The sequence below is a fragment of the Onishia niordana genome, assembly GCF_004798965.1.
In the GTDB taxonomy this organism is placed as follows: domain Bacteria; phylum Pseudomonadota; class Gammaproteobacteria; order Pseudomonadales; family Halomonadaceae; genus Onishia; species Onishia niordana.
Genome location: NZ_SDSD01000008.1, coordinates 121,793 through 144,406, shown reverse-complemented (window position 1 = coordinate 144,406; position 22,614 = coordinate 121,793). Strand labels below are relative to the sequence as shown.

Below are 22,614 nucleotides of genomic sequence, written 5' to 3'. Positions count from 1 at the left end.
GTCGGGCCCCGCTTGGGGCCCGACTGCGTTATGCCCCTTATTCGATCAGGATGTCTGCATGCTTGACGTGGTGCTTTTCGAACCCGAGATCCCGCCCAATACCGGCAACCTGATCCGGCTGTGCGCCAACACCGGCTTCCGGCTGCACCTGATTGAGCCGCTGGGCTTCGTGCTCGACGACAAGCGCCTGCGCCGCGCCGGACTCGACTACCATGAATGGGCGCGCGTCCGTGTGCACGCAAGCTTTGAGGCCTACCTCAAGGCCTGTTGCCCGGCCCGGGTGTTCGCCGTCTCGACCCGCGGACGCACCGGCTATCACGAGCCCGCCTACCGTGAAGGCGACGCCCTGGTGTTCGGCCCCGAGACTCGCGGCCTGCCCCAAGCGCTTATCGACGCCCTGCCTGCCGAGCAGCGTCTGCGCATTCCCATGCTTCCAGAGAGCCGTAGCCTCAACCTGTCCAACGCCGCCGCGGTGCTGGTCTTCGAGGCCTGGCGACAGCTTGATTTTGTTGGGGCCGGCCAACCGGGCGCCGGGCTTCCGGGGGCTGATCAGCCAGACGAAGGCCAGCCCACCGATTCCTCCGCCGCGCCGCGTGCCGATCAGGAGTAAGCCATGTCGATCCAGCAACGCCTCGCCAAATTGAACCCGCGTCAGCAGGAAGCGGTGCGTTTCATCGACGGCCCCTGCCTGGTGCTTGCCGGTGCCGGCTCGGGCAAGACCAGCGTGATCACCTCGAAGATTGCCTATCTGGTCCAGGAATGCGGCATGAGCGCACGCAAGATCGCCGCGGTGACCTTCACCAACAAGGCCGCCCGCGAGATGAAGGAGCGTGTCGGGCAGCTACTCAAGGGCCGCGAGGGTCACGGCCTGACCGTCTCGACCTTCCATACCCTGGGCCTCAATATCATTCGCGGCGAGCTCAAGACGCTCGGCTACAAGCCGGGTTTCTCGCTGTTCGACCCGGAAGACGCCAAGGCGCTGCTGCGCGACCTGATGCAGAAGGACGCCCAGATCGACGCCGACCAGATCAACCGGGTGCAGGGCCAGATCTCGACCTGGAAGAACGACCTGGTGCTGCCGGGGGATGCCCTGTCGCATGCCGCCGATGACGACGAGCAGTTCGCCGCCCGGGTCTACGAGGCCTACAACCGCCACCTCAAGGCCTACAACGCGGTCGATTTCGACGACCTGATCCTGCTGCCGGTGGTGCTCTTGCGCGATGACCCGGAGGTATTGGCGCGCTGGCGGCGCAAGGTTCACTACATGCTGGTCGATGAGTACCAGGACACCAACGTCTCCCAGTACCTGCTGGTCAAGCTCTTGATGGCCGAGCGCGCCACCTTCACCGTGGTCGGCGATGATGATCAGTCGATCTACGCTTGGCGCGGTGCGCGGCCGGAGAACCTGGTGACCTTGGGTGAGGATTTCCCGCGCCTCAACGTCATCAAGCTCGAGCAGAACTACCGCTCCACCGGCACCATCCTGCGCGCCGCCAATACCCTGATCAGTAACAACCCCCACGTCTATGAGAAGGCGCTGTGGTCGGAGCTCGGCCCGGGGGATGCGATTCGGGTGGTGGTCAACCGCCACGAGGAGGCCGAAGCGGACCGGGTGGCCAGCGAGATCCTGACCCGGCGCATCAAGGAGCGTTCCGAGTGGCGCGACTTCGCGGTGCTCTACCGCGGCAACTTCCAGGCGCGCTTGCTGGAGCTCAAGCTGCAGCACTACCAGATTCCCTACAAGCTCTCCGGCGGCACCTCCTTCTTCTCGCGCAACGAGATCAAGGACGCCATGGCTTACCTGCGGCTTTTGATCAATCCGGCCGACGACAACGCCTTCCTGCGTATCGTCAACGTGCCGCGCCGCGAGATCGGCCCCGGCACGCTCGAGAAGCTCGCCAACTATGCCAACGACCAGGCCACCGGGCGCGGCATCTCGCTGTTCGCCGCCTGCCATGACATGGGCCTCGAGCAGGTGCTGCCGGCGCGGGCCGTCGATCGCCTGGGGCGCTTCACCCACTTCATCGACGGGGTGCGCCGGCGCATGGACTCAGGGGACGCCATCGCCGCGATTCGCGAGATGATGCGCGAGATGGATTACGAGGCCTGGTTGCACCAGAACGCCAGTGCACCGACGGTCGCCGAGCGGCGCATGGCCAACGTCTGGACATTGATCGACCAGCTCGAGAAGTCGATGGAGCGCAGCGCCGAGGATAGCGCCACCGAGGACAGCGACAGCCTCGAGACCGAGACCGATGGCGTCGAGGCCGCCATCTCGCGGCTGGTGTTGCGCGATATCCTCGAGCAGCAGGCCGAGGAGGACGACTCCGACCGGGTACAGCTGTTGACCATGCACGCCTCCAAGGGCCTGGAGTTTCCCCACGTCTACCTGATGGGGCTGGAGGAAGACCTGCTGCCCCATCGCAACGCCGTCGAGGCCGGCACCGTCGAAGAGGAGCGCCGGCTTGCCTATGTGGGCATCACCCGCGCGCGGCGAACCCTGACGCTGACGCTGGCTCGCCAGCGTAAGGCCTATGGCGAGCTGCTCGACTGCACACCGAGTCGTTTCCTCGATGAGCTGCCGCCGGATGATCTCGATTGGGAAGGGCGTGCCGATAAGGAAAATCCCGAGAAAAAACAGGCACGAGGCAAGGATGCTATCGCCGGCCTGCGCTCTTTATTGGGCTGAGGGCTCTTTATTGGGCTGAGGGCTCGTTACTAGGCTGAGGGCTTCTTACGGGTTCGTCATGCGTAAAGCGGCAATGCAAAAGGGGCGCCATCGGCGCCCCTTTTGGGTCGTACTAGCTCGTGCGATTTAGAAATGCAGGACTCATCGTCGCACTGCTATCAGATCGGCACTCGTCGTTACTGAACGGTGGCGAGCAGGTGGTCGACGGCCGCTTTGACCTCATCGTCGGATAGCGACGGGTTGCCGCCTTTGGCCGGCATCGCATTGAAGCCGTTGATGGCGTGGTCATAAAGGGTCTCGGTGCCCTTCTCCAGGCGCGCGGCCCAAGCATCGGTATCGCCCTTCTTAGGCGCACCGGCAGCGCCGGTATCATGACAGGCCATGCAGACCTGGCCATAGATGGCCTCACCGTCGATGTCACCACCCGAGGCGGCCTGGTCGCCGCCGCTCGAGGCTGCTACCGCCGCAGTGCCACAGTCGTCGCCCACCATGCATAACTTGCCCACCGGCTCGAGACGCTCGGCGATGGCATCGTGGGTCATATCGTTCTGGGCCGACGCGGCGCTGGTCGCCGCCAGACTCAGGGCGGTCAAGCCACCCAGGATCAGATTGCTGACTTTCACTCTCACCACCTCTTCAAGGTCTCGTCATCGGGACTCTGCTGAACGCCCGCATCGGCGCATGTGGAATTAGTATAACGGTAAGCGATTGAGCGGGAAATGCTACTGATGAGGTAGCTCCATGCCCGAGGCTGGACAGCCGTGCAGTGGGCGGGTAGGATTGTGGCCGCCTGATCGGGCACTGCCGCCATGGCAGTTGCGCGCCTATAGCTCAGCTGGATAGAGTACTGCCCTCCGAAGGCAGGGGTCGAAGGTTCGAATCCTTCTGGGCGCGCCAAGAACATCGAAAAAGGCCTGCGATTGCTCGCAGGCCTTTTTTTGTGCGTGTCATTCAGGTGAGTGTGGGCGCCTCTTTGGCGTCACTGGCCACCCCGCGCGTGAAGACGCAGCTCCTCTATCGTCACCACGTCCAGCGCTGCTAGATGGGTCGATTCGAGAACCACCGGTGGTGCCATGCCGACCGCAAGCGCTTCTTTCCAGCGACCGGCGCACAGGCACCAGCGATCGCCGGGCACAAGCCCCGGGAAGCCGAAGCTGGGGCGAGGCGTCGCCAGGTCATTGCCCCGTGCGCGGCTAAAGGCCAAAAAGTCTTCGGTAACTTCGGCGCAGACAGCGTGTACGCCGATGTCCTCTGGCCCGACTCGACAGAACCCATCACGGTAAAAGCCGGTGGAATTACCGTGGCAGCAGGGGGCCAGGGGCTCGCCCAGCACATTGCGCGGACGCTGAAGGGTGCTTTGCTCGGTCATGGGGTGTCCTCTTTAGCGTGGAGCGTGTTGGCGAAAGACGTTTGCCTGCGACCCTACGGCATTGGGGGCCAAACCGTCATCCTGGCCTTATACCTCCACCCACATTCTCAACAAGTTGGCATAGCTCTTGGAGAGCGTCTTGAAGGCGTCGGTGTTGCCGTTCGCTTCGAAGAGCTGGCGGCGTGTGGTGTCCAGGTCGAATAACACCTCGCGCTGGCCGGGGTTGCGGACCTGACTCTGCGCCCAGCCCACCGCGGCGAGTCGTTCACCGCGGGTCACTTCCTCGACCCGGTGCAGGGTCGAAGACGGGTAGAGCACCAGTGAGCCCGCCGGCAACTTGAAGGTCTGCTCGCCAGCGGTGGACTCGATCAGCAGCTCGCCACCGTCATAAGTGGCGGGGTCACCGAGGAACAAGGTGTAGGAGACATCGGTGCGCAGAGCGCCACCGGGGCTTCCCATCACGGCGTCATCGACATGGTTGCCGTAGGACATGCCAACGTCATAGCGGCTGAACATCAGCGGCTTCATGCGTGCCGGACGGACCGCCATCTGAAACAGGGGGTGGCGATTCAGGGCTTGGGTCAGCTCGTCGCGCAACGCCGAGACCTCTGGGTCCCGCCCATCGGCCTGCTGGTTGTTCTTGACGGTGCGGGCATGCCAGCCTGCCGTTTCGCGCCCGTCCTTGAACGGCACCTTGGCCAGGGTGGTGCGGGCTCGCTCGAGCAGTTCGGGGGGAATGATGTCGGCGATGCAAAGAATCACAGGCGGCTCCTGAGGGTAAGCACGAAGCTTAAATGTTAATCGTTTGTATTTCGATGCGAATCCCGGCATCCTACCAGCAACGGCAGCGCCTTCGCACGCCACTCTGTTCTGAGGGCGGCTGTTACTCTCGGCACAAGACGTCTGCACAAGACGATAGCGCAACAATACGGAGACGAGCATGTCTAGCACGCGTACGAAGATTTGGGTGGGTATCGGAGCCAGTGTCTTTTTGGGCGCCAGCAGCGCCTCCTGGGCCAGCAGTGACGACGAGATGGTGAACGCATCGTCTGCCAGCGGCACCGAGCAGACGGCCAGTGCCGGTGAAGGTGGCGAAGGTCACCACGGCGGCGAGGGTGGCGAAGGTTATCACGGCGGCGAAGGTGGCGAAGGTCATCACGGCGGCGAGGGTGGCGAAGGTCATCACGGCGGCGAGGGTGGTGAAGGTCATCACGGTGGCGAAGGCGGTGAAGGTGGCGGTAACGCAGCCTTTGCGGTCTTTGATTACCTGAGCGCCGATGCTGGCGGAGAAGGCGGAGAAGGCGGAGAAGGCGGAGAAGGTGGTGAAGGTGGTGAAGGCGGCAGCAGCTATTCGTCCACCAACCCCGGCGTTTATGCCACCACTCTGGCTCTGATGGAAGGCCACCTGCGTGTGGCCAGCGAGCTCTATCGCGAGGGTGCCAAGGAAAACGCCGTGGCGCACTTCCATCACCCCGTCGCCGAATACTACACCGGCCTCAAGGCGGGTCTGGACGCTCGCGGTGTCGAGGGCCTCAAGCCGGTTCTTTTGGATGTCGCCAAGAAAGCCGAGCAGGGGGGCGACTGGGCTGACCTAGAAGATGACTATGAAGCAGCCCGTGAAGCGATCCATGCGGCACAGGCAGAGATCGAGCCATCTCTCAAGCAGGACGCCACCTTCCAGAGCCGAGTACTGCTGGCGGTCGCCAATACCGCGCTGGCTGAATACATCGAGTCCATCGATGAGGGGCAGTTCGTCAACGGGCCCGAATATCAGGACGGTCGCGGCTTCATGCAGGTCGGTCGCGATCTGCTTTCTGCCCAGGAAGCGACCCTGAGTGGTGCAGAGGGCCCGGCCTACCAGGACGTCGTCGACGCCTATGACGACATGCTGGTGGCGTGGCCGAGTGCTGCCGTGCCCGACACCCCGGCGGTGAGCGTCGGTGAGCTGTCCAGCGAAGCCTTCGCGCTCGAGGTGCTGCTCAAGGATTACTGATCCGTTGTGGCGGTTGATCTGACACGGCCCGCGATGCCTGGCATCGCGGGCCGTGTCGTGTCTGGTCGGTTCGTGGTTTGGCGCGAGTGCCGCCGACCTCAGTGGCGACGGGCGCTTAGAGTCAGCAGGTCATTGGCAAGATCAGTGGCCAGTTCATGGAGCTCGGTGGCGCTGATGGCTTGCTCGGCATGGGCGCGCAGGCCCATGACCATCGTCTGGTAGCGCCTCGCTAGCCGGGCCGGCTTCTGAGATGGAACACCGCTCTCCATGTCATCGGCCAGTTCGCCGGCATCATGGGCGGCTTCGAAGGCCTTGGTGAATCGCGCTTGCATGCCGTCCAGCAGCGCCTGAGCCTGCCGCGCACTGGCATCATCCGCGCCGAGCTCCAGCAGGGTCTTCACCAGCAGGCAGGCATGGCAGGGGCGCGGTGTATCACGGAGGCCGCCCAGGGCGCGCAGGTAGTCGGTCAGCCCACCCAGCGGTGAGGGGTTGGCGGCCAGCGTGCGTTCGAGCTCGACCAGCCCCTGGTGGCCGTAGCGCGTGAGCACCTCGCCAAACAGCCGTTCCTTGCTGCCGAAACTCGCGTAGATGCTGCCCGGGCGCATGTCGAGCGCGCCTTCAAGGTCCTTGAGCGAGGTGGCGTGGTAGCCCTTGCGCCAGAACAGGGCGAGGGCCTGATCCAGTGATTGCTGGCGGTCGTGGCGAGTCTGGCGTGGCATGTGGCGTCCTGTGGGTCACGGGCGACCGGATGAATCTTGAGTGAACGCTCAAATTTTAGCTTGAGTGATCACTCAAATCTAGTTAGCCTGGGACGCATCAGCAGCGGGAAATATTGCGCCCTTTTTTGAGCGATCACTCAAAAATGTGCCTTCAAAAAAGGTGACGGCGTTCCCCCGCGACTCAAATGATTCATGACCCGAACCGACGAGGTGATTGCATGAGCGCTTATACCCTGCACGACAAGACCACGGCCCCCGCAGAAAGCCAGCCGCTGCTTGAGAATTCCGTCAATGCCTTCGGCATGATCCCCAATCTGCATGCGGTAATGGCCGAGGCACCGGGGCTGCTCGAGGGCTATCAGCAGCTGCACCAGCTGTTCATGGACTCGAGCTTCGATGCCGACGAGCTGACCGTGGTCTGGCAGACCATCAACGTCGAGCACGAGTGCCACTACTGCGTGCCGGCGCATACCGGGATCGCCAAGTCGATGAAGGTCGACGATGCGATCACCGAGGCGCTGCGTAACGAGACGCCGCTGCCCAGCGACAAGCTCGAGGCCCTGCGTACCTTTACCCTGGCCATGGTGCGCGAGCGCGGCAACGTCGATGCCTCCGCGGTCAACGACTTCCTGGCCGCCGGCTATACCCGTCGCCAGGTGCTGGAAGTGGTGCTGGGACTTTCCCAGAAGGTGATGAGCAACTACACCAATCACCTGGCCGAGACCCCCGTCGATGAGCCGTTCAAGGCCTTCGAGTGGCACAAGGTGAGCTGATCGGCGCCTGGGCGAAAACGTAACGCCCAGGCTCCGAGTCAGGAACAAGAAAGGCCCGCTCTAAGGAGCGGGCCTTTTGCATGGGTAGGACTTTATCGGCTGACCTTTCAGCCACGGTGAGCACGCTGGGATGACACGACTCAGGAAGCGTAGGCCCCGGCGGCATAGGTCAGCTCATAGCTGTGGCTGTAGATCTCGAGGATATTGCCGAACGGGTCTTCCATGTAGACCATGCGGAACGGTTTCTCGCCGGGGAAGTACTCGCGCACCGGCATGCGCTGCTTGCCGCCGGCGGCCACGATACGCGCGGCCAGGCCTTCCACGTCCGGATCCTGGACGCAGAAGTGGAAGACGCCGGTCTTCCAGTACTCGAAGTTGTTCTCCGGTGTTTCCTGGCCCTTGAACTCGAACAGCTCGACGCCGACCCGGTCGCCGGTGGACATGTGGGCGATGCGGAACGAACCCCAGCCCGGGCCGAAGACGTCTGTGCACATCACGCCGATGGCGGAGTCGTCCTCGACGATGGTGGTCGGCTTCATGATGACGTACCAGCCGAGGACCTCGGTGTAGAACTTGAGGGCGGCCTCGACGTCGGGTACCGAGATGCCGATGTGGGAAAAGGTGCGGGGATAGACCTGACTCATGGTGGTGTCTCCTGCCGATAGGCGAAGGGAAGTGAACGCCTTGCATGCTAGGCGCCAACGGCCATAATCAGAACCACCATGCCGTTATGATCACGATAAGAGATGCTTATGCTTCAGCCTCAGTGGCTGCGCACCTTCGAGGCGCTGGTGGAGCTTGGCAACTTCACCCGCGCCGCCGAGCGACTGGACCTGACACAGGCCGCGGTCAGCCAGCACATCAAGCACCTGGAAGCCCGGCTCGGGCCGTTGTTACTTCGCCAGCCTCGTGGCCTGGAGTTGACCCCGGCGGGGCATGCCTTGCTCGACTATCAGCGGGAAATGCAAGCCGCCGACCAGCGCCTCAAGCAGCGCCTGGCCGGTGATGATGCTTTCCAGGGCGAGCTATCCCTGATCACCCCGGGCAGCATTGGCCTTGCCATCTACCCCCATCTGCTGGCGCTGCAGCACGAGGCGCCGGGGCTCGCCATTCGGCATCGCTTTGCCCCCACCGCCGAGGTCATCGACGCCGTGCTGGATAATCGCGCGGAACTGGGGCTCGCCACACAGCGCCCTGAGGACCCGCGCCTCACGGTGTCGCTGTTTGCCAAGGAGGCGCTGGAGCTGGTGGTGCCGGCGGGCGTCGAGATCGCAGGCTGGGGTGACTTGGAAAGGCTCGGCTTCATCGACCATCCCGACGGCCATGACATGGCCACCCGCTTGCTGAGCCGGCGCTTTCCCGGCAACCCGGGCGTTGGGCGTCTGCCTCGTCATGGCTTTACCAACCAGATCGGCCTGATCCTCGAGCCGGTGGCTCAGGGGCTCGGCTTCAGCGTGCTGCCGCGGTTCGCCCGGGAGGCCTACCCGCATCCTGAAGCGATCCGGGTCGTCCAGGGCGAGCCGACTGTGGTCGATTCTCTGTGGCTATTACACCGTGCCGAGTGGCCGCTGTCGGCCCGCGCGTCACGCGCCGTCGAGCGGCTCCAGGCTCGATTGGTGGGTGAGCCCTCAGCCTAGGGGCGAGAAGCCGATCCCTTCGACCAGGCCCTCGAGGGCATGACAACCGACCACAGAGTTGCCGTAGCCGTCCAGGCGCGGTGACCACACGCAGATGCTCATGCGACCCGGCAGGATGGCGATGATGCCGCCGCCGACGCCGCTCTTGCCGGGCAGGCCGACCCGCCAGGCGAAGTCGCCGGCGGCATCATAGAGGCCGCAGGTCAGCAGCAGGGCATTGAGCTGGCGCGTCTGGACCGGGCTGGTCACCTGGCTACCGTCCAGCGGGTTGACGCCGCGGTTGGCCAGGAAGGACATGCTGCGAGCAAGCTCTATACAATTCATCGCCGTCGAGCAGCCATGAAAGTAGGTATCGAGCACCGTCTCGACGTCGGCGTGCAGGTTGCCGTAGGCCTGCATCAGGTAGGCCAGCGCCGCATTGCGGGCCTTGTGGTCCATCTCCGAACGGGCCACCCGCTCATCGAAGCCGACATCGTCACTGCCCGACAGCCGCCGCAGATGCTCGCGCAGTGTGTACTGGGTAGACACGATGCGTGAGACTAGCAGGTCTGTCACCAGCAGAGCGCCGGCATTGATGAAAGGGTTGCGTGGAACGCCGTGCTCGACCTCGAGTTGCACCATGGAATTGAAGGCTTGGCCGGAGGGTTCGCGGCCGACCCGCGACCAGATCTCATCCGAGTCCAGGCGCTGCATGGCCAGCACCAGCGAATGCACCTTGGCGATGGACTGGATCGAGAAGCGCGTTTGAGCGTCGCCGGCATACTGCACCCGGCCATCGACATGGCAGACGGCGATACCAAAGCGATCCGGATCGACCTCACCGAGGGCGGGAATATAGTCGGCGACCTTACCCTCGTTGAAAAAGTGGGGGGCATCCTGGCTGAGGCGGTCGAGCAGTGCCTGCAAGGCATCCTGGTCGAGATCGGCGGTCATGGCGGCCTTGGCTCCGTCGGTGGGTGAGGAAGGAAAGCGAGGCAGGGGAGTCTAGCCGATTCGGCGTCGCTTCGATATTGAGTGAGCGTTCAAGGAGGTTTGAAGGCCAGCCAAGGCGTCGTTATACTGCGCGGCTTTCAATCGGCTTGTCGATTCCCGCTGGCCTCTTCAAGGCCACTCCATCCGCTCTCTCGCCAACGTCAGGAGGCTCTGTGATGACCAAGCCCCTCTCGCTTGCGAACGCTCGCCACTGATCCTGGACCTCGTTGTCCCCGACCCTCTTCAGTGATCGCGCCTCTAACGCCCAGTGCGTTGCCATACTCGCTCATCCCGAAGCCATGCCGGCGACTCACCGCTTGCAAGCGGTGACGTAATGACATCCCAATCAAAGGTTCTTCATGACCCAAACCGCTAGTTCCAAGCCATCAGAGACCGACGACAAGATCGGTTCGCGTCTCGGCGATCCGGTGGTGCTCGTCCTGAGCATCGGCTTTATCGTCGCCTTCATTGCCCTGTCGCTGTATGACATCGACATGGTCGCCAACGGCATCAGTGCTGGCTTCGCCTGGACCGCCCACACGCTGGGCTCCTATTTCCAGCTCCTGCTGCTGCTGACCTTCTTCATCGGTATCGGTGTGGCCATGTCGCCGGCCGGTGCCGCCAAGGTGGGTAACCTCAAGACCCCGGAGATCAGCACGTTCAAGTGGCTGTCGATGATCATGTGCACCCTGCTCGCGGGCGGGGGCGTGTTCTTCGCCGCCGGTGAACCGGTCTATCACTTCGTGGTCACGCCGCCGGCCTTCGACACCGAGGCGGGCACCGCCGAGGCGGTTGCCGGCGCCCTGGCACAGTCTTTCATGCACTGGGGCTTTCTGGCCTGGGCGGTGCTCGGCACCCTGACCGCCGTGGTGATGGCGCATGCCCACTACGTGAAGGGCCTGCCGATGCAGCCGCGTACCCTGCTGACCCCGGTGCTCGGCGAGCGCCTGATGAGCGGGCCGCTGGGTGGTCTGGTCGATGCCCTCTGCGTGATCGCGGTGGTTGCCGGCACCGTCGGCCCGATCGGCTTTTTGGCCACTCAAGTCAGCTTCGGTCTGCATGAGCTGTTTGGCATGCCGCAAGGCTACGGCACTCAGCTAGCTGTGCTGGCCGTGCTCGGTGCTATCTACGTTACCTCGGCGATGACCGGTATTCATCGCGGTATTCAGTTGCTCAGTCGCTTCAACGTCTTTCTGGCGCTGGGGATTGCCGCGGTGATCTTCATCTTCGGCCCGACCCTGTTCCTGACCAATGCGTTTACACAGGGCTTTGGTACTTACCTGAGCTCCTTCTTCTCGATGGCCACCATGACCGCCGAGACCGCACCTGACTGGTGGATGAAGTGGTGGACGGTGTTCTTCTTCGCCTGGTTCATCGGCTATGGCCCGCTGATGGCGATCTTCGTCGCGCGTATCTCGCGGGGCCGTAGCATTCGCGAGATGATCCTGGCCGTGGCGGTGATGGCGCCGTTGGCGACCACGGCCTGGTTCACGCTGCTGGGCGGCTCGGGCATCTTCTACCAGCTGACTGGGGTCATCGACCTGACCGAAGCGCTCAACAACTTCCAGTTCGACGTGGCGACCCTGACCGTGGCGCAGGCGCTGCCGGGCGGCACCATGATGGCGCTGGCGATCCTGTTGCTGACCACCATCTTCGTCGCCACCACCGGCGATTCGATGAGCTACGCCATTTCCGTGGTGGGCGCCGGCCATGATGCGCCGAATCCGTTGATCCGTGCCTTCTGGGGCGTTGCCATGGCGATCATGGCGGCGATCCTGCTCTACATGGGCGCCGGCCAGATCAGTGCCCTGCAGCAGTTCATCGTGATCACCGCCATCCCGGTGTCGCTGGTGCTGCTGCCATCGCTGTGGACCGGCCCACGGGCCGCTTACGCGATGGCCCGCGAGCAGGGGCTGATCGATCAGCCGCAGTCGCGCGAGGCCTGATCATCGCGCTCCGTGATGCGTAAACAAGAGCCGGCCCCTCGGGGCCGGCTTTTTTGTGGCCGTCTGGCGATGGAAATCGCTTGTGGCGTTAGCGCCTGGAAGTAAGTAGCAGGGTGACGAGGTGAGGCGATGCCGTGCGTCTTGCTATAGTGGTGTGTCATTGGCCAACGGATGGCGATCATGCCCCTGCTCGAGTTGCTTTCTCCCTTGCCTGCCTGGCTCAACCTTGGCCTGGTCTTGCTTTCGATATTGACCTCGATGATCTCGGCGAGTGCCGGCATCGGCGGTGGCACCCTCCTGATCATTGCCATGGCACAGGTGGTGCCAGCAGCGGCGCTGATTCCGGTTCACGGTATGGTGCAACTGGGCTCCAATGCCGGCCGCGCCAGCCTGACGTGGCGGCATATCGATCGCCGGGTGATCGCCGCCTTTGTCCCTGGGGTGGTACTCGGCGCCTTGCTTGCCGCCTGGCTGCTGGTTCGCCTGCCCTCGGGTGTGCTCGAGCTCACCATCGCCGGCTTCGTGCTGTTTTCCTGCTGGGGGCCGGCGCCTCCGGCCCGCGCGCTGGGGCGCGTTGGCACCATGCTGGCCGGCGCATTGACGACCCTGTTGTCGAGCCTGGTGGGTGCCAGCGGTCCGCTGGTCGGCTCCTTTATCAAGCATTCCCAGTCTGAGCGAATGGCGCGAGTGGCGACCTTCTCCGCCTGCATGACCCTGCAGCATCTCACCAAGGCCTTCGTATTCGGCGTGGCTGGTTTCGTCTTCCACGACTGGTTGGGGCTGATGGTGGCAATGATCGCGGCGGGGCTCGCCGGCACCTGGCTGGGCCTGCGCCTGCTCAAGCGGCTCAGCGATGCGCGCTTCGATGGACTCTTCAAGTGGGTGCTGACCCTGCTGGCGCTGCGCCTGGTCTGGCTCGGCGTCGAGCGGTTGATGAGCTAACGGCAGAGACCCTTCCCCCGGCGCGGGCCCCCTTGGCCTAGGTGTCTCGGGCATAGACACAGCGCCCCGCCACATAGGTCCGCTGCGGCTGGAGCGTGGCGTCGAGCAGGGTCACGTCGGCATCGAAGCCCACCGCCAGGCGGCCCTTATGGGCGTGCAGCCCCAGCACTCTGGCGACGTTGCCCGAGATCACGCCCAGCGCCTCATCCAGCGCCAGCACCTGCTCGTGTACCAAGCGTCGCCAGTCGGCGATCAGGGTGGTGTTGCGCGCCACCCGCATGCCGAGATAGCCGCCTTGGGCGTCGAACTCGGGCAGGCTGCCATTGCAGTCGGAGCTCATCGTGATGCGCTCGACCGGCATGCCGCGGTCAAGCAGCCGCGCCACGGCACCGAAGCCGCTCAGGTCATCCTCGCAAGCGTCGTCGAAGGCGGTCACATCCACACAGGCCTTGAAGCTCAGCGCGTAGTCGGCGGCCTCCTCGAGCAGGGCGCGATGGCGGTTCACATGGGTGGGAATCACCTGCTCGGCGGGAATCTCGGTCTCGGTGAGCAGGCGACGCAGCGGCTCGAGCCCGCGAGCGCCATCGCCGACATGGAAGTGGCAGATGCCGCGCTTGCCGGCCAGCATGGCGCCGACTCGAACCTCGCTGACCAGCCGCTCGAGCTCGTCTTGCCGGGGCTGACTCGAGCGGTGATCCGAGATGGCGATTTCACCCAGGCCGATGATCTCAGGTATCCAGGCCAGGTCGCGCTGCAGGTCGCCGGTGAGGGTCGGTGGCGGCACGCGGTAGGACCCGGTGTACATGTAGGCGGCGATGCCGTCGGCGCGCAGCCCGCGCACCTTGGCCAAAAGGTCCGCCGGCGAACGGCTGATGCCGTCGGTGCCCAGCACGCCGACCACGGTGCCGATGCCCATGGCCGCGATCTCCCGGGCGTTGATCTCCGGGCAGCGGGAACCGCAGCCACCTTCACCGCCGCCACCGGTCACGTGCACGTGCTGGTCGATGAAGGCGGGTACGGCGATCAGGTTCGGCGCCTCGACGACCCGCACCGGCCAGCCCGCAGGCACCTCCAGGCCGCGCCCGAGCGCCGCGATGCGGCCATCGGCGATCAGGATGTCGGTGGCCTCGAGCAGTTCGGGGGCCTGAATGCTGCCTACGCGCAACAGGGTCAGCAGCGATGCCTCTGGAGGAAGGCCGGTCAGCATGGGCGGTCACCTCGCGGCGTGTGAATATTGGCAGCGTGTTGTTCGACCGAAGGCGCATCGCCTGAGGTGTTCGTCTTACTCCGGCGCTCCTTGAGGCGCTCGACGGTGCCCTCGACATCATCGATCAGCAGTACCAGCAGGTCGCCATCGCCGGCCTCATCGAAGGCCCGGTCGATGGCTTGCCGCTCATCCATGACGACTTCGACGTGACAGGCCTCCGGTATCGAGGCCGCGCCATCGCGCAGCAGCCCGGCGACGTCGCCCGGGTGTCGGCCACGAGGGTCGGTCTCACAGAGGATGGCCACGTCGAGCATCCCGGCCAGCCGTGCGCCCAGTTCGAAGAGATCTTCATCGCGGCGATTGCCCGGGGCGCTGGCCACGCCGATGCGCCGCCCGGCCGGAAGCGCACGGACAAGCTCGGTCAGGGCATCCAGGGCCGGCACGTTGTGGCCGTAGTCGATCAGCACCTTCAGGCCATCGGCCTCGATCAGGTTGGTGCGGCCGGGGTTCTGTCCGGGTGTGGGGTGGAAGGTGCTCAGGCCCAGGCGGATGTCTGATAGCGACAGCCCCAGGGCATAGGCCGCGGCGCTGGCTGCCAGGGCGTTGGCGACGTTGAAGCGGGCATGGCCTTCGAAGGTGATCGGCACCTCGGTAACGGGAATAAGCTTGGCCTCGACGCGTCCCTGACGCATCACCAGGTCGTCTTGGTAGACGGTGAAGGCCACGCCCTGATCGTGAACATGCTGACGGATGGCCCGTGAGTCGGGGTTCAGGGTGAAGAGGATAATGTCGCCTCGCGACCATTCCTGGGCGGCCAGCGCCCGCGGGTCATCGGCGTTGAGTACGGCGGTGCCCTCAGGGCGCACGGCATCGATCACCACCGTCTTGCAGCGTGCCAGTTCATCGAGGGTGTGAAGGTCATGCTCGCCCAGGTGATCGCTTGCGATGTTGAGCAGTACACCGACATCGCAAGCATCGAAGCCTAGCCCGCGTCGCATGATGCCGCCTCGTGCCACCTCGAGTACGGCACACTCGACCGTCGGTTCGCGCAGCACAATGGCTGCCGCCTGGGGGCCACTGTAGTCGCCACGCATGATGACGTGGCTGTCGACCTCGATGGCCCCGGTGCAGGCCATGCCCACCTTGCGCCCCGCCTGGCGAAGAAGATGCGAGAGCAGGCGCACCGTGGTCGTCTTGCCGTTGGTGCCGGTGACCGCGACGATGGGGATGCGCGCATCGCTGTCGCTTTCCGGAAACAGCATATCGATGACCGGCTGACCGACATCGCGGCCCTGGCCGTGGGTGGGGGAGAGGTGCATGCGAAAGCCGGGCCCGGCGTTGACCTCGACCACGGCCGCGGATTGCTCATCGAGGGGGCGGCTCAGGGTCTCGGCGAGCAGGTCGATGCCGATGATGTCGAGACCGATCAGGCGCGCGATGCGCTCCGCCGAATAGCGCACCTCCGGGTGGACATCGTCGGTCACATCGGTGGCCGTGCCCCCGGTGCTCAGGTTCGCCGTGGGTTTCAGGTAGACGATCTCGCCTGCGGCAATCACGCTCTCGAGCCGCAGCTGCTGCTGGTCGAGCAGCCGTCGCGACTGCTCGTTGATGTCGATCTGGGTGAGCAGGTTTTCATGGCCGACGCCGCGGCGTGGGTCGGCGTTTTCCCGTTCGATCAGCATCTGCAGGGTGGCGCTGCCATCGCCGATCACATGCGCCGGCTGGCGCCGGGCGGCCGCCACCAGCTGGCCGTTGATGACCAGCAGACGATGATCCATGCCCTTGATGCATTGCTCGACGATCACCGAGGAGTGGTGACGCGCGGCGATCTCGAAGGCGTCCCGCAGGGCCTGATCACCCTCGACCTCGGTGCTCACGCCGCGGCCATGGTTGCCGACCAGCGGCTTCACCGCCAGCGGATAGCCGAGGTGATGCGCTACCTCGAGGGCCTCATCGACGGTGTAGCAGACCTCGCCCTTGGGCACCGGGATGCCGGCATCGCCGAGCAACTGCTTGGTCCACTGCTTGTCATCGGCAATGCTGTAACCGATCAGGTCGGTGTGACAGGTCACGGTGGCCTGAATGCGCTGCTGGCGGTGGCCATGGCCCAACTGCAGATAGCTGCTGTCGTCGCTGAGGCGCAGGTAGGGAATGCCCCGATGCGCGGCGGCCGCGATAATCGAAGCGGTGGACGGGCCCAGCATGTGCGCATCGCGTACCACCTTGAGCCGGGCGATGATCGCCTGAATATCGATCTCGAGGCCATGAAACAGCCGGCTCACCAGCTCGACGGCTTCGACGCCTGCTGCCAGGCCGCTGGCCTCGTCCCGGTAGCGATAGACGACGTTGTAGATCCCGGTCTCGTAGCTGTCGATGGTCTTGCCATAGCCCACCGAGAAACCGATCAGGTTCTGCAGCTCAAGTGCCACATGCTCGACCACATGGCCGGCCCAGGTGCCACGTGCCAGCCGCTCCAGAAAGCCGCCGGGGCGCCCGATTGAGCAGCGATGCTCCTGCAGGGTCGGCAGTAGCTCGGTGAGTCGCTCGACGATACCGGGCACGGTGTCGCTGGGGCGCTGCTCCAGCTCGCCGATGTCCAGGCGCATGAAGATGCTCAGGTAGCGGCTGTAGTAGTTGGGGCCGCGCAGGGCCCGATGCTCGAGAATCTTCATTGGGCGTTGGCCAGTGCGGCACGCAGCTCATCTGTGACCAGGTAGCGCCGTGCCTTGAGATCGAAACCGTGGCCACTGACCAGGGCATGCAGGATCATGTGCTCGACGGCCACTGGCTCACCCATCGACAGTTCGGCGATGTTGGAGCTGGCCAGCTCGTGGCTGTCGATGAGGATGACGTGCCCCGAGCCGATGGCCTCGAGAATGCCGTGAGGATGGATGATCACGCCGGCATCCTCGCCGATGCCCACGCCCAGGTGTTCGGGGTTGCTCGCGCCGACCTCCATCAGGCGCGTGAAGCGGCCGCGCTCCAAGAAATGGCTGTCGATGATCAGCCCCTCGACGAGCCCCAGCCCGAAGGTCATGTTGACCGCGCCCTTGCGCAGAGCATCCGCGGCGGCGCCGTTGTAGATCATGGTGCCGGGCATGGCCGCGGCACCGGCACTGGTGCCTGCCACCACGGCCCCGGCCGCCAATCGCTCGCGGACGGCCTGCAGGATGGGCGTGCCGCCAAACACGTTGGTCAAGCGTAGCTGGTCGCCGCCGGTGAAGAAGATCACACCACTCTGCTCGATCCGTTGCACCGTGTCGGCGTGAGCGGCTTGCTGGCGATCCTGGATGTCCAGCGAATGGACGCGGCTTGCGCCCAGGCGTGTGAAGGCCGCCTCGTAATCAGGAAGGATCTGCTTGGGGATGCCGCTCGCCGTGGCGATGACCGCGACCTCCTGGTTATCCGTGGGCGCCAGGGCGAACACCCGCTTGAGGATGTCGAGTTCCGAGGTTCTGTCTTCGGCCCCCCCGATGGCCACCAAGTGGCCGGATGCCGAGCCGAGAGAAACGGTCATGATCCTTTCGCCGCCCAGCGACGCTTTTGAGAGAGCCCTGAAGCAGGGAAGCTACCCAAGGCAATGCCTCAGAGGCCGACCTGTCTCACTCAGCATAGTCGTCATGAGGCGTCACACCCCCTCAATCGCTTGCCCCGCTGGGGATCGCCCGCCATCATGTTGGGCCCCGGTCCGCCCATCCCTTCACCGGCCCAGCCCTTGATCGCCATGCGCCCCGATTCCTCACGCCTTGTTTCACCGAGCTCCGGCCCCGAGCGCCTCGGTTTCCTGCTGTTGCCGCGCTTTTCGATGATGGCCTTCTTCTCGGCGGTGGAGCCGCTGCGCATCGCCAACCGCATCAGCGGCCGGCCGCTCTACGACTGGACGCTGGTAAGCGAGGACGGCGGCCCGGTGACCGCCTCCAACGGCATGACGCTGCTCGCCGACGAGGCCATCGATGCCGTCCATCATCTCCCGGCGCTGGCGGTCTGCAGCGGCTTCGACCCCGAGGCACACCAGAGCCGCGCCATCACGCGCTGGCTCAATCGTCTGGCTCAGGCTGGATGTGTACTCGGGGGGCTGGATACCGGCTGTTTCGTATTGGCCACGGCCGGCTTGCTGAACGGTGAGCGAGTGACCCTGCACTGGGAGAGCCTGCCGGCCTTTCGCGAGCGCTTTCCCTCGATCGCCACCAGCGACGAGCTGTTCGAACTCGGCCCGCGGCGTTTCTCCTGTGCCGGAGGCGCCGCGGCCATGGACATGGCGCTGGAGGTGATTGCCCGGCGTCACGGCCAGGCACTGGCCATCGACGTCTCCGAGCAGCTGATTCACGAGCGCATGCGCACCCGCCGCGACCAGCAGCGCATGACCCTGGCGCGGCGACTGGGCACCCACCGTCGGCACTTGGTCGATGCCGTGGCGATGATGGAGCGCCACCTGGAGACCCCGCTGACGCTCGCGGCAGTGGCCGAGCGCAGCGGCATTTCCTCGCGTCAGCTGCAGCGTCTTTTCGAGCAGGAGCTGGGCGCCACGCCGCGCCAGTGGTACCTGCAGCTGCGCCTTGAGCGTGCCCGCCAGCTACTGGCCGAGACCGACCTGGATGTCCTGTCCGTGGGGCTCGCCTGCGGCTTCACCAGCGCCTCGAGCTTCTCGCGGGCCTTTCGGGACCACTTCGCCAAGACCCCGCGCCAGGTGCGCGGGGGCTGAGTGGGCTGACTCCTTTCAACCTCACTACCATCGGCGTGGACGAGGCGGTCTTTCGAGCGGGCTGCACCGATCTCTAGCTTACTTTGAACTGTGAGCCGGGAAAGGTGCCGGTGCCTCTCCTGTTTTATCGTATGGTCCAACGTGTTGCGGTTATTCTAGGAATCTGAGTCAAATGTTTTTAACGCCACGATAACCGGCGCGTAGTTGATTGCCTTGTTATATATTCGCATGCCGATCAATTGCCTCTTTGCACAGCTTGTCAACATGGGCGATGGCAATAAGCGTCGTCCCAATAATGAGCCTAAATTCATTCTTCATGAGTTCGGCCATAAATTCGTTAGCCATCCAAGACTTGTAGCGGTTTCTTTTATCTCGATGATTAGCATGGCTAAGGTCGCCAAAGATGAATACTTCCATTAGCTGCCGCCTACTGATCATTCCTTGTACGTTGAAGCTCGAGTCACCGTCTAGGAACTGGTTGAGTGCTGTTCTTACCCCTTCAAACTTTTTATAAAGCTCTTGATCATTAATCCCTTCATGGAAATTTTTTCCCATATTTTTAAAGGAAATGCTTTCGTTTCCCAGGATGAAAAACCTAAAGGTTAAAAGATATGCGTCGATAGACTCCTGACCTGGACCTCGATGACCAGCAATTTGGCCCTCATCAGTCCAACTAATATCTACTCCTGTAGGCTTTGCCATCTCTTTTGCAAACGAACTGTCTAAAAGCTTTTCAGCTTTTTCTCGGAACAGTATGAACGGCTCCAGTTTTTCGCTCATACAAACCTCACTTACAAAGAACAGACATTAGATTTCACGCTAAGTTAGTCACTTGAACGCGCCTGCGTGTTCAGGGATGTTATCTAGCACATCCGGAGTTTTTCTAATCGATTGATATAAATTAGATATTTTTCTAGCGCTGCAAGCTGTGCAGAGTTCGCGTGCTTGCGCATGTTGCTGGATCATCCTGCTTATATCGCCCCAGGACTGTGGCGGAAAAACGTGGCAGGCACTCAGCGCCGTCGTCTGGTCTATCGGTACGTGCTTGATTAACTGATAAGAAGATACTGGCGAATTCCCAGACGCAACACAACCTCGCCGGCTAACGGTAGTATTGCCTTACGAGGAAGTGGTGTGCTGAACCCGCTATAAGGCTAGTGCGGCGGGGGCAGGGAGTAACGCCTGGTGCTGGCTGGTTTCAGGCGTTGTCGGCGGCGACCTGGCCGATCACCGCTTCGGGATAGGGGCCCCTCGCCGCCCGGCGCTGTGCCGGGCGGTGGAGTAGCTGGCGATTACCGGTGATGCGGTGTATCCGGCACCTTGGGGGTGCGCGCTTGGCCGCGAATCGGCAGCCAGCGGTGGCGCGTCGGCTGCGTGCCGGGGAAGTGGCGCTCTACCTGGCGCAGCACGACGGTCAGCACCATCGTCATCGCGAGGTAGATACCGGCGATCAGCATCAGCGGCTCGTACACCAGGAAGGTCTCGTCGCGAATGATATTGGCGGCCTGCAGCAGGTCCATCAGCGCGATGGTCGAGACCAGCGGCACGGATTTAAGCAGCAGGATCATCTCGCCGGTCAGTGTCGGCAGGCATAGCTGGATGGCGCGGGGCAGCCAAAGCCGGAAGAAGACCTGGAAGGGCGACATGCCGAAGGCTCGGCCGGCCTCGCGCTCGCCGGGCGGCACGCTGAGCAGGGCGCCGCGCAGCACTTCGCCGGAGTAGGCGCCAACGCTCAGGATGAAGGTCAGGGCGCCGTAGAAGAAGGGATCACGCAGGATCGGCCAGATGAGGCTGTCCTGCACCCCGGGGATGCCTTCCAGCAGGCGGCCGACGCCGTAGTAGAAGAAGAACAGCTGCACCAGCAGCGGCGTGCCGCGTATCACGGTCGTAAAGCCATGGGCCAGCCAGGCCAGCGGACGCGGCCCCTTGAGCCGTGCCAGGGCGACGGCCACGGCCAGGATCAGGCCGCCCACCGCCGAGACCGCGACCAGCCACAGGGTGTTGACGAAGCCTTCGAGCAGGTACGCCTGATAGAAGGGATCGGCGAGCCAGGAAAAGTCCATCTCAGGCCTCCTCGGATATGGGCTGGCCACGGCGTACGTAGCGCTCCAGGCGCGCGAAGAGCGCGGTGGAGGTCAGGGTCATCAGCAGGTAGATGACGCCGGCGGCGGCGTAGAACAGGAAATGGGCGCGGGTGCTGGCGGCGGCCTGCTGAATGGTGAAGAACAGCTCACTGAAGCCGATGACGCTGATCAGGGCGGTGTCCTTGATCAGGATCAGCCACAGGTTGGACATGCCGGGCAGGGCGTTGGGCAGCATGGCGGGAATCACGATGCGGTGAAAGCGCGCCCAGGTGGAGAAGCCGAAGGCGTCGGCGGCCTCGAGCTGGCCCTTGGGGATGGCCAGGATGGCGCCGCGCAGCACCTCGGTCATGTAGGCGCCCTGGACGAAGGCCAGCACGCCCACGGCGGTGACGAAGCCGTTTATGGCGATCTGGCCGGGTAGTCCCATGGCGTTGGTCAGGGCGGTGAGCGCCTGGGAGCCGGCGTAGTAGAGCAGGATGATCAGCAGCAGCTCAGGGACGGCGCGCACCGCCGTCGAGTAGGCGGTGGCCAGGCCTCGCAGTGGGGCCCAGGGACTCAAGCGCGCGCTGGCGCCAACCAGCCCCAGCATCAAGCCGATGGCATAGGCCAGTACGGCGATCTCGAGGGTCGTCAGGGCACCCTGGAGAATGGGGCCGGCCCAGTCGAGCAGCCCCTCTTGGGAAACCGTGTTCATGGTGTATCGCGTCCTTGATGAGACAGGGCGAGGCCGGCAGGCGGCAATGGCCACCTGCCGGGCGAACGTCGTCGAGGACCGGGATCAGGTGCAGATGTCGGTGCCGAAGTATTCCTCGGACAGAGTGCTGCAGGTGCCGTCTTCACGGACCTGGCCGATGGCCGCATCGATCTTCGTCTTCAGGGCGTCGTCGCCCTTGCGGATGCCGATGCCCACGCCTTCGCCGTAGGCCTCGTGGCGCGGGGCGGTGGCCTTGATCGCGTAGCCTTCGGCCTCGTCGCGCTCCAGGAACTCGGTCATGGCGATCTCGTCGGCCAGGATCACGTCCAGGCGGCCGGCCAGCAGGTCACGGTTGACCTGTTCGGCCTGATCGTAGAGGCGAATGTCGCCCACGCTGTCGCGCAGGGCACGACGGGCATAGGTGGCGTTGGTGGTGGCGGACTGCACGCCCAGCACCAGGCCGTTCAGGCCCTGCGGTACCTCGAGAGCGAGATCGTCAGCGGCCACGAAAGCGCCCGGGGTGAAGTAGTAGGGCGCGCTGAAGTCGATGACTCGCTGGCGAGCCTCGGTGATCGACATCGAGTTCATGATCATGTCGATGCGACCGGCCTTCAGCGACGGAATGATGCCGCTCCAGCCGGTGGGGGTGACCTCACATGTGACGTCCATGGCCTCACAGATGGCCATGCCCAGCTCGACCTCGAAGCCGGTCCACTCGCCCTCGGAGGAGGTATAGGTGAAGGGCGGGTAGGGCTCGGCAGAAATGCCGATCTTTAGCGGCTCCGCGGCCTGGGTCGTCAGGCTCAGGCCCATCGTCAGGGCGGCGGCGGTCATCATCAGGGGGTATTTCATCGTGCTCTCCTTGGCTGTTATCTAGCTCTTGTGTT

General features: G+C 64.0%; 21 protein-coding genes and 1 tRNA gene. 9 read left to right on the top strand and 13 right to left on the bottom strand.

Annotation, left to right across the window (positions count from 1 at the left end; genetic code table 11):
* The first annotated feature begins 58 nt into the window (after nt 1–58).
* Together trmL and rep are read left to right on the top strand one after the other, a co-directional pair.
* Nucleotides 59–610, top strand: a complete 552-nt coding sequence (gene trmL / locus ETC27_RS14565; RefSeq protein WP_136255733.1) for a tRNA (uridine(34)/cytosine(34)/5-carboxymethylaminomethyluridine(34)-2'-O)-methyltransferase TrmL — start codon at nt 59–61, stop codon at nt 608–610.
* 3 nt (nt 611–613) lie between these two features.
* Nucleotides 614–2,689, top strand: coding sequence for a DNA helicase Rep (gene rep / locus ETC27_RS14560; RefSeq protein WP_136255732.1), 2,076 nt, complete (start codon nt 614–616; stop codon nt 2,687–2,689).
* 176 nt (nt 2,690–2,865) lie between these two features.
* On the opposite strand, the gene ETC27_RS14555 is transcribed toward rep, so the two are convergent.
* Nucleotides 2,866–3,312 carry a c-type cytochrome gene (locus tag ETC27_RS14555; protein WP_240724929.1) on the bottom strand — a complete coding sequence of 149 codons (447 nt, stop codon included), beginning with the start codon at nt 3,310–3,312 and terminating at the stop codon, nt 2,866–2,868.
* 197 nt (nt 3,313–3,509) lie between these two features.
* Between ETC27_RS14555 and ETC27_RS14550 the strand changes: the two genes are divergently transcribed.
* A tRNA-Arg gene (locus ETC27_RS14550) sits at nt 3,510–3,586 on the top strand.
* A gap of 82 nt (nt 3,587–3,668) precedes the next feature.
* On the opposite strand, the gene ETC27_RS14545 is transcribed toward ETC27_RS14550, so the two are convergent.
* Both ETC27_RS14545 and ETC27_RS14540 read right to left on the bottom strand, forming a co-directional pair.
* Nucleotides 3,669–4,058: a DUF2237 family protein gene (locus tag ETC27_RS14545; RefSeq protein ID WP_136255731.1), complete on the bottom strand. Its 390-nt coding sequence runs from the start codon at nt 4,056–4,058 to the stop codon at nt 3,669–3,671.
* Nucleotides 4,059–4,145: 87 nt separating this feature from the next.
* Nucleotides 4,146–4,820 carry a Fe2+-dependent dioxygenase gene (locus tag ETC27_RS14540; protein WP_136255730.1) on the bottom strand — a complete coding sequence of 225 codons (675 nt, stop codon included), beginning with the start codon at nt 4,818–4,820 and terminating at the stop codon, nt 4,146–4,148.
* 178 nt (nt 4,821–4,998) lie between these two features.
* Between ETC27_RS14540 and ETC27_RS17300 the strand changes: the two genes are divergently transcribed.
* Nucleotides 4,999–6,051: a 4-helix bundle domain-containing protein gene (locus ETC27_RS17300; protein ID WP_168709066.1), complete on the top strand. Its 1,053-nt coding sequence runs from the start codon at nt 4,999–5,001 to the stop codon at nt 6,049–6,051.
* A gap of 98 nt (nt 6,052–6,149) precedes the next feature.
* Here the strand turns inward: ETC27_RS17300 and ETC27_RS14530 are convergent, their stop codons facing one another.
* A complete protein-coding gene (locus tag ETC27_RS14530) occupies nt 6,150–6,770 on the bottom strand; it encodes a TetR/AcrR family transcriptional regulator (protein ID WP_136255729.1) in 621 nt (206 codons plus the stop codon).
* 218 nt (nt 6,771–6,988) lie between these two features.
* Between ETC27_RS14530 and ETC27_RS14525 the strand changes: the two genes are divergently transcribed.
* Nucleotides 6,989–7,543, top strand: coding sequence for a carboxymuconolactone decarboxylase family protein (locus ETC27_RS14525; protein WP_136255728.1), 555 nt, complete (start codon nt 6,989–6,991; stop codon nt 7,541–7,543).
* A 140-nt stretch (nt 7,544–7,683) separates the two neighbouring features.
* On the opposite strand, the gene ETC27_RS14520 is transcribed toward ETC27_RS14525, so the two are convergent.
* Complete coding sequence (locus tag ETC27_RS14520) at nt 7,684–8,187, bottom strand: lactoylglutathione lyase family protein (protein WP_136255727.1); 504 nt, start codon at nt 8,185–8,187, stop codon at nt 7,684–7,686.
* 108 nt (nt 8,188–8,295) lie between these two features.
* Between ETC27_RS14520 and ETC27_RS14515 the strand changes: the two genes are divergently transcribed.
* Nucleotides 8,296–9,180: a LysR family transcriptional regulator gene (locus ETC27_RS14515; protein ID WP_136255726.1), complete on the top strand. Its 885-nt coding sequence runs from the start codon at nt 8,296–8,298 to the stop codon at nt 9,178–9,180.
* Here the strand turns inward: ETC27_RS14515 and glsB are convergent.
* Nucleotides 9,172–10,113 (bottom strand): glutaminase B, encoded by a 942-nt coding sequence (gene glsB, locus ETC27_RS14510; protein ID WP_136255725.1) that lies wholly within the window; start codon nt 10,111–10,113, stop codon nt 9,172–9,174. The two genes, ETC27_RS14515 and glsB, sit on opposite strands and share 9 nt — an antisense overlap.
* A 398-nt stretch (nt 10,114–10,511) precedes the next feature.
* Here glsB and ETC27_RS14505 point away from each other — a divergent pair, with 398 nt between their 5' ends.
* Nucleotides 10,512–12,098: a BCCT family transporter gene (locus tag ETC27_RS14505; RefSeq protein ID WP_136255724.1), complete on the top strand. Its 1,587-nt coding sequence runs from the start codon at nt 10,512–10,514 to the stop codon at nt 12,096–12,098.
* A gap of 180 nt (nt 12,099–12,278) precedes the next feature.
* A complete protein-coding gene (locus ETC27_RS14500; RefSeq protein ID WP_136255723.1) occupies nt 12,279–13,040 on the top strand; it encodes a sulfite exporter TauE/SafE family protein in 762 nt (253 codons plus the stop codon).
* Between the two features lie 37 nt (nt 13,041–13,077).
* On the opposite strand, the gene iadA is transcribed toward ETC27_RS14500, so the two are convergent.
* The 3 genes from iadA to ETC27_RS14485 are packed head-to-tail and all read right to left on the bottom strand — an operon-like array spanning nt 13,078 to nt 17,764.
* The gene (iadA, locus tag ETC27_RS14495; protein ID WP_136255722.1) at nt 13,078–14,247 is read right to left on the bottom strand and encodes a beta-aspartyl-peptidase; all 1,170 of its coding nucleotides are present in this window, start codon (nt 14,245–14,247) and stop codon (nt 13,078–13,080) included.
* Nucleotides 14,241–16,919: a cyanophycin synthetase gene (cphA, locus tag ETC27_RS14490; RefSeq protein WP_136255721.1), complete on the bottom strand. Its 2,679-nt coding sequence runs from the start codon at nt 16,917–16,919 to the stop codon at nt 14,241–14,243. Before cphA ends, iadA begins: the two co-directional genes overlap by 7 nt.
* Nucleotides 16,916–17,764, bottom strand: coding sequence for a cyanophycinase (locus tag ETC27_RS14485; RefSeq protein ID WP_136255720.1), 849 nt, complete (start codon nt 17,762–17,764; stop codon nt 16,916–16,918). The genes cphA and ETC27_RS14485 overlap by 4 nt, the downstream gene beginning before the upstream one ends.
* A 207-nt stretch (nt 17,765–17,971) precedes the next feature.
* Here ETC27_RS14485 and ETC27_RS14480 point away from each other — a divergent pair, with 207 nt between their 5' ends.
* A complete protein-coding gene (locus tag ETC27_RS14480; RefSeq protein ID WP_136255760.1) occupies nt 17,972–18,949 on the top strand; it encodes a GlxA family transcriptional regulator in 978 nt (325 codons plus the stop codon).
* A gap of 216 nt (nt 18,950–19,165) precedes the next feature.
* Here the strand turns inward: ETC27_RS14480 and ETC27_RS14475 are convergent, their stop codons facing one another.
* From ETC27_RS14475 to ETC27_RS14460, 4 genes are all read right to left on the bottom strand, one after another.
* On the bottom strand, nt 19,166–19,729 hold the full coding sequence (locus ETC27_RS14475) for a hypothetical protein (RefSeq protein WP_136255719.1): 564 nt from the start codon (nt 19,727–19,729) through the stop codon (nt 19,166–19,168).
* Nucleotides 19,730–20,241: 512 nt separating this feature from the next.
* Complete coding sequence (locus ETC27_RS14470) at nt 20,242–21,012, bottom strand: ABC transporter permease (protein ID WP_136255718.1); 771 nt, start codon at nt 21,010–21,012, stop codon at nt 20,242–20,244.
* A gap of 1 nt (nt 21,013) precedes the next feature.
* Entirely contained in the window at nt 21,014–21,727 is a 714-nt protein-coding gene (locus ETC27_RS14465) for an ABC transporter permease (protein ID WP_136255717.1), read from the bottom strand.
* An 84-nt stretch (nt 21,728–21,811) separates the two neighbouring features.
* Complete coding sequence (locus ETC27_RS14460) at nt 21,812–22,579, bottom strand: transporter substrate-binding domain-containing protein (RefSeq protein ID WP_240724928.1); 768 nt, start codon at nt 22,577–22,579, stop codon at nt 21,812–21,814.
* Nucleotides 22,580–22,614: the final 35 nt, after the last annotated feature.